6 protein-coding genes, 1 pseudogene and 1 riboswitch are annotated in these 8,544 nt (G+C 64.4%); of the genes and pseudogenes, 4 read left to right on the top strand and 3 right to left on the bottom strand.

The annotated features are described in order from the left end of the window. Window positions 1-235: 235 nt before the first annotated feature. Window positions 236-1,510 carry a CaiB/BaiF CoA transferase family protein gene (locus ACK4OE_RS24150; RefSeq protein WP_409888874.1) on the top strand — a complete coding sequence of 425 codons (1,275 nt, stop codon included), beginning with the start codon at window positions 236-238 and terminating at the stop codon, window positions 1,508-1,510. 387 nt (window positions 1,511-1,897) lie between these two features. Then, window positions 1,898-3,499, top strand: coding sequence for a methyl-accepting chemotaxis protein (locus ACK4OE_RS24145; RefSeq protein WP_409888872.1), 1,602 nt, complete (start codon window positions 1,898-1,900; stop codon window positions 3,497-3,499). A gap of 411 nt (window positions 3,500-3,910) precedes the next feature. Here ACK4OE_RS24145 and ACK4OE_RS24140 read toward each other — a convergent pair whose 3' ends face one another. The 3 genes from ACK4OE_RS24140 to ACK4OE_RS24130 form a co-directional block, all read right to left on the bottom strand. Continuing rightward, a complete protein-coding gene (locus ACK4OE_RS24140) occupies window positions 3,911-4,447 on the bottom strand; it encodes a 6,7-dimethyl-8-ribityllumazine synthase (RefSeq protein WP_409888870.1) in 537 nt (178 codons plus the stop codon). A 211-nt stretch (window positions 4,448-4,658) separates the two neighbouring features. Then, window positions 4,659-4,833, bottom strand: a riboswitch (FMN riboswitch). Window positions 4,834-4,954: 121 nt separating this feature from the next. Further along, the gene (locus ACK4OE_RS24135) at window positions 4,955-5,443 is read right to left on the bottom strand and encodes a hypothetical protein (protein ID WP_409888868.1); all 489 of its coding nucleotides are present in this window, start codon (window positions 5,441-5,443) and stop codon (window positions 4,955-4,957) included. A 133-nt stretch (window positions 5,444-5,576) separates the two neighbouring features. Beyond that, a complete protein-coding gene (locus ACK4OE_RS24130) occupies window positions 5,577-6,545 on the bottom strand; it encodes a LysR substrate-binding domain-containing protein (protein ID WP_409888867.1) in 969 nt (322 codons plus the stop codon). Between the two features lie 157 nt (window positions 6,546-6,702). On the opposite strand from ACK4OE_RS24130, the gene ACK4OE_RS24125 reads away from it, so the two are divergent. Continuing rightward, entirely contained in the window at window positions 6,703-7,722 is a 1,020-nt protein-coding gene (locus ACK4OE_RS24125) for a TRAP transporter substrate-binding protein (protein WP_409888865.1), read from the top strand. A gap of 65 nt (window positions 7,723-7,787) precedes the next feature. Then, window positions 7,788-8,544 (top strand): annotated as a pseudogene (gene xylD / locus ACK4OE_RS24120) (xylonate dehydratase XylD); the annotation flags it as partial.

Genomic DNA, 8,544 nt, shown 5'->3' with positions numbered 1-8,544 from the left:
CGGGGGTTCCCCACCCCACCCCCCCCCCCCCCCCCCCCCCCCCCCGGGGGTGGGGGCCGGGGGGTGCGGGCGCAGCTGCGTGCGCTGTGCCTGATCACCCCCTCTCCCCCACCCTCTCCCGCGAGGGGAGAGGGAGTTAACGCGGGGCTCTCCTACGCACATTTCAAGTGTTTTAGACCTCTAGCGCTTGATAGATAAGCGCTAGCAGCTATCAATTTAATAGTCCACCACCCCCATGACCACACCCTCCCCCAACGCTGGCGCACTCGCAGGCATCAAGGTGCTCGACCTCTCCCGCGTACTGGCCGGGCCGTGGTGCACGCAAGTGCTGGCCGACCTGGGCGCGGACGTGGTGAAGGTGGAACGTCCCGGCGTGGGCGACGACACGCGCCAGTGGGGCCCGCCCTTTTTGAAGGACGCAGAGGGCAACGACACCAACCAGGCGAGCTACTACACCGCCTGCAACCGCAACAAGCGCTCGGTGACCATCGACATGGCCTCGCCCGATGGCCAGGCGCTCATCAGGCAGATGGCGCAAGAGGCCGACATCGTGGTGGAGAACTTCAAGGTTGGCGGCCTCAAGCAATACGGCCTGGACCATGAAAGCCTGCGCGCGCTCAACCCGCGCCTGATCTACTGCTCCGTCACCGGCTTCGGGCAAGACGGGCCGTATGCCGAGCGCGCGGGCTACGACCTGATGGTGCAGGCCATGACGGGCCTCATGAGCATCACCGGCCATGCCGACAACCAGCCCGGCGGCGGCCCCATGCGCGTAGGTGTGGCGGTGATCGACCTGTTCACCGGCCTGTATGCCAGCAACGCCATCCTGGCCGCCCTGCATGTGCGCGACAACGCTGCCACCGGCACAGGCCAGGGCCAACACATCGACATGGCGCTGCTGGACGTGGGCATGGCCGTGCTGGCCAACCAGGCCTCGGGCTTTTTGGCCACGGGCAAGGCGCCCGAGCGCATGGGCAACAGCCACCCCAGCCTGGCGCCCTACCAGGACTTCGCGACGGCCGACGGCAACATGCTGCTGGCCATTGGCAACGACGGCCAGTTCCAGCGCTTTTGCGCTGCCGCCAACCAGCCGCAATGGGCCACCGACCCGCGTTTTGCCACCAACACGCTGCGCGTACAAAACCGCACCGAGCTGATCCCCGCCATGGAGGCCGTGACCCGCACCCGCACCACCGCCGACTGGATCGCGCTGCTGGAAGACAAGGCCGTGCCCTGCGGCCCTATCAACACCATTGCCCAGGCGTTTGATGACGCGCAGGTGCAAGCCCGTGGCCTGGCCGTGACGCTGCCGCGCTGGAAGGACGGCGAGACCGCCACCGACAACGTGCAGCAGATCACCGGCGTGGCCAGCCCGCTGCGCCTGTCGGCCACGCCGCCCGTGTTGCGCAACGCGCCACCGGCACTGGGGCAGCACACCGACGAAGTGCTGGGCGAAATGGGGCTGGATGCGGCGCGCATTGCGGCGCTGCGGGCCAGCGGCGTTTTGTAGCTGGGCAAGCGCGGTCTCAACCAACTTGTGGGACGACCCACAAACGGCCTTGCCCAGATTGGCAGGGCCGCTTGCTTTCTTTTGCTGCATAAAATTAGCTGCTAACGCTTATCTGACAAGCGCTAGCAGCTATCATTTTTTACAGCACCAAGCGCCCACTCCGGCGGCTAAACCCCTTCGGCTTGGACGAAAAGACATGTACAAAAATTTACACATGTCTCCATAATGGCAGCGGGAATCTCTCCGGCGCGGCGCACAGCACGCGCTGGTTGACCGAGACGAATGGCGCAGTGGGACAGCCGCCGCAACGTACGGGGGATGTCAGGCTGGGCCGCATGTACCTTGCCCCGCCCCAGCGGCGAACCGTGGACCCCACAGGAGTTCCCCATGAAGCTCAGCCTCAAGCTCCCCCTTGCCTTCACCATCTCGCTGCTCTTGCTGTTTGCGGCGGCGCTGTTTGGCATCAGCCGCCTGAACCAGGCGCTCGACACCTACCAGACCACCGTGGCGCAAAGCTTTGAGCACGAGCGCATGGCGGCGGGCATGCTCAACAACTTCAAGGTGCAGGTGCAGGAGTGGAAAAACGTGCTGCTGCGCGGCAAGGACCCAGCCCAGCTCACGCGCTTCTGGACAGCCTTTGAAAAACAGGAAATGGCCATCAAGGAGGAGGCACAAAAGCTCATTGCTGCACTGCCCCCTGGCGAAGGCCGTGAACGCGTGCAGCAGTTTGCGCAGGCGCATGAACGCATGGGCGGCGCCTATCGCAAGGGGTTTGACGCCTTCAAGGCGGCCGACCACGACCCGCAGGTGGGCGACAAGGCGGTGGCGGGCATGGACCGCGAGCCCTCGCAACTGCTGGACCAGGCCGGCACTTTGATCGCCAAGGCCAGCACCGAAGTCGCCGAGCGCGCAGCGGGTGCCGCGCAGCGCGCCACCACCATCAGCCTGGTGGTGATGCTGGTAGTGTGCGCACTGGGCATTGCAGGCGCCATTGCGTTCAGCCGCACGGTGGTGAACCCGCTGGACAACGCGGTGCGCGTGTCGCAAGCCGTGGCCGGGGGCGACCTGACGGTGGCGCAACATGTGGCGGGCAAGGACGAGATTGCGCTGCTGCTCAATGCCCTGCACGACATGCAGAGCAGCCTGTCGCGCGTGGTGAGCAATGTGCGCAGCAACGCCCACAGCGTGGCAGCCGCCAGTACCGAAATCGCGCAGGGCAACAACGACCTCAGCGCCCGCACAGAGCAGCAGGCCAGCGCGCTGGAGCAAACATCGGCATCGATGGAAGAGCTCAACTCCACCGTGCAAGCCAACGCAGACAACGCGCGCCAGGCCAATCAGCTCGCGGTGAGCGCATCCACCGTGGCCGTGCAGGGCGGCGATGTGGTGGCCGAAGTGGTAACCACCATGAAGGGCATCAACGACAGCAGCAAAAAGATCGCCGACATCATCTCGGTCATCGACGGCATCGCGTTCCAGACCAACATCCTCGCGCTGAACGCGGCGGTAGAAGCCGCCCGCGCAGGCGAACAAGGCCGCGGCTTTGCCGTGGTGGCCAGCGAAGTGCGCAATCTGGCCCAGCGCAGTGCCGACGCGGCCAAGGAGATCAAGACGCTGATCCATGCAAGCGTGCAGCGCGTGGAGCTGGGCACCACGCTGGTGGACAAAGCCGGAGCCACCATGACCGAAGTGGTGGCCTCCATCCGCCGCGTGACGGACATCGTGGGCGAGATCAGTGCCGCCAGCAGCGAGCAGAGCCTGGGCGTATCGCAGGTGGGCGAAGCCATCACGCAGATGGACCAGGCCACCCAGCAGAACGCAGCGCTGGTGGAAGAAAGCGCTGCCGCCGCGGACAGCCTGAAGATTCAGGCGCAGCAACTGGTGCAGGCGGTGGCGGTGTTTCGCCTCGCACCTGGGGAAGATGGGCTGGGGGATGCCGCACCGCTGGCGCCGCCACGGCGGCATATGCCGCAGCTGGCGGCGGGGTGATGGTGCGGGGGATGAAGGGTTTATGGCGCCGCTTTTTTTCAAGCCAAATTGGCTCCTAGCGCTTGATGGCAAAGCGCCATAAGCTATATAAATAATAGCAACAAACAAGAACCTGCCGCCGCCTCCAGAGCGGCTACAAAACGCAGCGAATCGGTTTTGACTAGGCGCTGCGTCGCAGACAGTACTGCAAGTACGGCAAGACGCAGCAACAAAGCCAGAAGCGTTCCAGTGCAGTATTTCACGCTATCTGGCACACAAAAAGGCGCCTTTTCGGCCCTCGCGGCGCTGCAAATCCTCGCGATACCGCCCGGTATCGCTGTGGTTTGCGCATTGCCACGACCAAAAATCCATCCTTTTTGTTTCGTGCCATCCAGCGTAAAACACTGCACCCGCCACTCCAACCCAAGGTCGTCAATCCCCGTGAGCGGGCTCTAGCGCCTTGAACTGGGCCATGGTGTCCAAACAGGCACGGGCCACTTCCACGCCCTTTTTCACAAAGTGCTCGCGGAAGAACTTGAGGTGGTCTTCGTGCTCATGAAAATCGCGCGGCGTGAGCACGGCAGACATTACGGGCACGTCGGTGTCGAGCTGCACGCGCATCAAACCGTCGATGACGGCGGTGGTTACAAACTCGTGGCGGTAGATGCCACCATTGACCACCAGCGCGCAGGCCACGATGGCGTCGTAGCGGCCGCTTTGCGCCAGCCGCTTGGCCAAGAGCGGGATCTCGAAGGCCCCGGGCACCTCAAACTGCTCGATCTGCCCCGCAGGCAGCCCACTGCGCGCGAACTCTGCCACGGCGGCGTCGCGGGCCTGGTGAACGATGTCCCGGTGCCAGCTGGCGCAGATGACCGCAACCCGTTCGCTGCGGTGCGCCGTGGCTGCGCGGCCGTTCTGGTCGGCGTTGGCAGCGGCGGCATGGTGGGAGTGGAAGGACGACTGATTCATGGATTTTCTCGAACAAAGAAAAGGATTACCAGAATCAGGGCGCGCGCGAACAGAGCCCCTCGCACAAGAGGCGGCTGCGCACCCGCGTGCGGACCAGCGATCAGGCAAGGCGAGTCGAGACGCCTGACCCATCGATCAGACGAACCTTTGGCCCCGTACCACGCGCAGACACGCACACAGGCACCACCACACCAGCGGGAGGCCCATGGCTTCGCGATCTCTTTCATCCGGACTGTGACCGTCGGCTCTGGCATCGCACCAGATCTGCTGACCCTGCGGGTTGCTCCAAAGAACAGCCCTGCAGGCGCTCGCGGGCTCCCACAGACCTTTTTCTTCAGTCCACGGATACCGCCGGTGGGGAATTTCGCCCCGCCCTGAGAACGCAATCGGCCCCGGAAAAACTCCGGGGCCGACGGTGGGATTCTAGGGGCTTACCCTGTGGCAGCCCGTCGCGCACGCGATTGGCAACACCGGCAGTGCCGTTTTTTCACACGCCTCGGCGGGTCATCAGCGCGGCTTTTCGAACCCGCCCTGGGCCCATGCCGTCGCGCTGTCGGTGGTCAGCTTGAACGTGGGCGGCACGGGCACACGTGCCAGTTCTTCACCCAGCTCGTCCTGGGCGCTCAGCGTGGCGGTGGCGCCTTCTTCATCGGGCACGATGGCCAGGGCCACGCGCAGGCGCTGGCCGTCGGAGGTGGTGATGGTCACGTTCTTGTTGAGCTGTGCGTGCAGCTGCTGCTCGTGGCGGCGCAGCACCTCGCTGGCGGTCTTGACCAGCGTGTTGAAGGCGGACACATCCAGCGGCTTGGGATTCTTCTTGTCGCGCCCCATGGTCCACGGGCCCACCAGGGCGGGCTCGGATTCGCCGTGCAGCGTCATGGACACAGCCCAGCCATCGTCGTCCTCGTTCTTGATGACTTGTGCAATCCAGCGCTCGTCGCTCCATACGCGGGGTTCGTGGATGGGGGCGGGCGTGTCGTCAGCAAAGTCGGTCATGGGGCAGCGAGTAGGTTTCGGTCAAAGGGCGCAGAGCATAACGGCGTGGGGCTAACGGCAGCCACTGCGAAACCCAAACTGCCGTCATTTTCAATAACTTTTGGTTATTGATAGCACTTACCGCCACAACCCATCAAGACGCTTCAGGGGCAACACCCGCCGTTTCGCGCAGCACGTCCATAAAGGCCTGCGCCGACGGTGTGGGCTCTTCGCCCAGCCGCGTGATCAGGCCGTAACTGGGCATGCGGTCGGGCAGGTCCAGGGGGATGCGCGACAGCAGGCCCTTGTTGACGTATTTCTCCACCAGACGCGCGGGCTGTAGCGACATCATGTTGGTGGTGTTCATCAGTTCCAGCGCAAACAAGAAGGAGGGCGTTTCCACCACGCCTGCCGTCAGCGCCAGGCCCGCGCCGCCAAACAGGTCGTCCGACACCTTGCGCACCGCTGTGGAGGCGGGGTACAGAATCCACGGCCAGTGGGCCAGCTCGGTCAGCGCCAGGTCGGCCGCGCCGCGCAACGGGTGGTGCAGGCCGCCCACCACATACAGGGGCTCGGCCGACAGGCGCTCGTAGTGGAACTGGCTGCGCTGGGCCTCGTCCGTGTAGCGGCCGATCATCAAATCGATCTTGCGCTCGGCCAGCCATGCGATCAGCTGGTCGCTGCTCTGCTCAAGAATTTTGAGCACCAGCAAGGGCCGCAGGCGCTGAATTTCGACCACCGACGCCACCAGCAGATGCGCCGCAGACCCGGTGATGGCGCCTACTGTCAGGTGCCCGTGCCCGCCCTGCTTGAGGGCGTTGAATTCATCGACAAACTTACGCTGGCCATCGAGCGCCGCGCTGGCATAACGCAGCGTAAAAAGCCCCAGTTCGTTGGGCCGCATGCCGCGCGACAAACGGTCAAACAAACGCGCCTCCAGGATCTCCTCGATGTCCATCAGGATCTTGGTGGCGGCAGGCTGGGTGACGTGCATTTGCTCGGCCGTCAGCCGCAGGTTGCGGGTGCGCCCCAGGATGTCCAGAAACTGCAAATGCCGAAAGCGCAGCCGCGCGCAGGCCTGCGCCAAAGACAAGGGTTTACCCGGAAATTCGTCTGGACTCATAAGCGTTTGGAATGGATCGTAGCAAAAGATTCAGTGGACCCCTGCAGGTGCCAGACCTAACCTTCGGCCTGCATCGATGACGGACCTACAAAGGGACGCACGGCGCCGATGGCCCAGGCCATCGCGACGACCCAGCCATTCCAACGGAGACAAAACCATGCGATTCAATTCCCTCGCCAAATCCCTCGCGCTGGCAGCCACGCTGCTGGCCGCCCTCGCTGCGCCGGTGTCTGCACAAGTCAAAGAACACACCTTCAAGGTCGGCATCGGCCTGAGCGACGACCACCCGCAGGCCCAGGCCGTGCGCCACTTTGCCGAGCGCCTGCAGGCCAAGAGCGGCGGCAAGATGAACGCCAAGCTGTTTGCCAGCGGCGCTTTGGGCAACGACGTGAGCATGACCTCAGCCCTGCGCGGCGGCACGCTGGAGATGACGATTCCCGATTCGTCCACGCTGATGTCGCTGATCAAGCCGTTTGGCGTGCTGAACCTGCCGCTCACCTTCAACACCGAGGCAGAAGCCGACGCGCTGCTCGACGGCCCCTTCGGCCAGAAGCTGCTGGCCATGCTGCCTGACAAGGGTCTGATCGGCCTGGGCTTCTGGGAAAACGGCTTCCGCCATGTGACCAACTCGCGCCGCCCCATCAACACGGCCGATGATCTGGCAGGCCTGAAGCTGCGCGTAATCCAGAGCCCCTTGTTCCTCGACACTTTCAACGCGCTGGGCACGAACGCCACGCCCATGCCGTTCACCGAGCTGTACACCGCCATGGAACAAAAGGCCGTCGACGGCCAGGAAAACCCGCCCGCCACCATCCTGGCCAGCAAGTTCTATGAGGTGCAAAAGCACCTGGTGCTGTCGCGCCACATGTACAGCGCCTGGGTGCTGCTCATGTCCAAGAAAACCTGGGACGGCCTCTCGGCCGACGAAAAGAAGATCGTGCAGGAGGCCGCGCGCGAGGCCACGCTGTTCGAGCGCAAGACCATCCGCGCCTTCAGCGAAACCGCCCTGGGCGAGCTGAAGAAGGCCGGCATGCAGATCACCGAGCTGCCAGCCGCCGAGCAAGCCAAGCTGCGCACCAAGCTGCAGCCCGTTCTGGCCAAGTACGGCAAGGAGTTTGGTGAAGAGACCACCAGCGAAATGATGGGTGAGCTGGCCAAGGCGCGGGGCGGCAAGTAATTTGTTTGCCCAGGGGTGCAGCCCCGTGCTGTGCTCTGCCCGTTTTAAGCAACGCTGCGAACGCTATGACAAAAACACCCCGCCGCCCCTTCCGCTCGCGCGACTGGTTTGCCGACCCCGAGCGCTCGGACATGACCGCGCTGTACCTCGAACGCTTCATGAACTACGGGCTCACGCCCGAAGAACTGCGCTCGGGCCGGCCCATCATCGGCATTGCGCAGACGGGCAGTGACCTGTCGCCCTGCAACCGCATCCACGTAGACCTGGCGCGCCGCGTGCGCGACGGCATCCGCGATGCGGGGGGCATCCCGATGGAGTTCCCCGTCCATCCCATCTTTGAAAACTGCCGCCGCCCCACGGCCGCGCTGGACCGCAACCTGGCGTACCTGGGGCTGGTGGAGATCCTGTACGGCTACCCCATCGACGCGGTGGTGCTGACCACAGGCTGCGACAAGACAACACCCGCAGGCGTGATGGCGGCATCCACCGTGGACATTCCGGCCATCGTGCTGTCTGGCGGGCCGATGCTGGACGGCTGGCACGATGGACAACTGGTGGGCTCGGGCACCGTGATCTGGCGCAGCCGGCGCCAGCTGGCAGCGGGCGAGATTGATGAAGAAGAGTTTTTGCAGCGCGCCTGCAGCAGCGCACCGTCGGCGGGCCACTGCAACACCATGGGTACGGCATCCACCATGAACGCCGTGGCAGAAGCCCTGGGCCTGTCGCTGCCCGGCTGCGCGGCCATTCCTGCACCGTACCGCGAACGCGGCCAGATGGCGTACGAAACCGGGCGGCGCATTGTTGATATGGCCTATGAAGACC

This window comes from Acidovorax sp., assembly GCF_046314175.1.
In the GTDB taxonomy this organism is placed as follows: domain Bacteria; phylum Pseudomonadota; class Gammaproteobacteria; order Burkholderiales; family Burkholderiaceae_C; genus Acidovorax.
The sequence above is the reverse complement of the archived record's forward strand: the minus strand, read 5'-3'. Positions and strand labels throughout refer to the sequence as shown.

Excerpts from the sequence above, each read along its gene's own strand:
- ACK4OE_RS24125 (WP_409888865.1), top strand. The coding sequence starts at position 6,703 with ATGCGATTCAATTCCCTCGCCAAATCCCTCGCGCTGGCAGCCACGCTG.
- ACK4OE_RS24140 (WP_409888870.1), bottom strand. The coding sequence starts at position 4,447 with ATGAATCAGTCGTCCTTCCACTCCCACCATGCCGCCGCTGCCAACGCC.
- ACK4OE_RS24130 (WP_409888867.1), bottom strand. The coding sequence starts at position 6,545 with ATGAGTCCAGACGAATTTCCGGGTAAACCCTTGTCTTTGGCGCAGGCC.
- ACK4OE_RS24150 (WP_409888874.1), top strand. The coding sequence starts at position 236 with ATGACCACACCCTCCCCCAACGCTGGCGCACTCGCAGGCATCAAGGTG.
- ACK4OE_RS24135 (WP_409888868.1), bottom strand. The coding sequence starts at position 5,443 with ATGACCGACTTTGCTGACGACACGCCCGCCCCCATCCACGAACCCCGC.
- ACK4OE_RS24145 (WP_409888872.1), top strand. The coding sequence starts at position 1,898 with ATGAAGCTCAGCCTCAAGCTCCCCCTTGCCTTCACCATCTCGCTGCTC.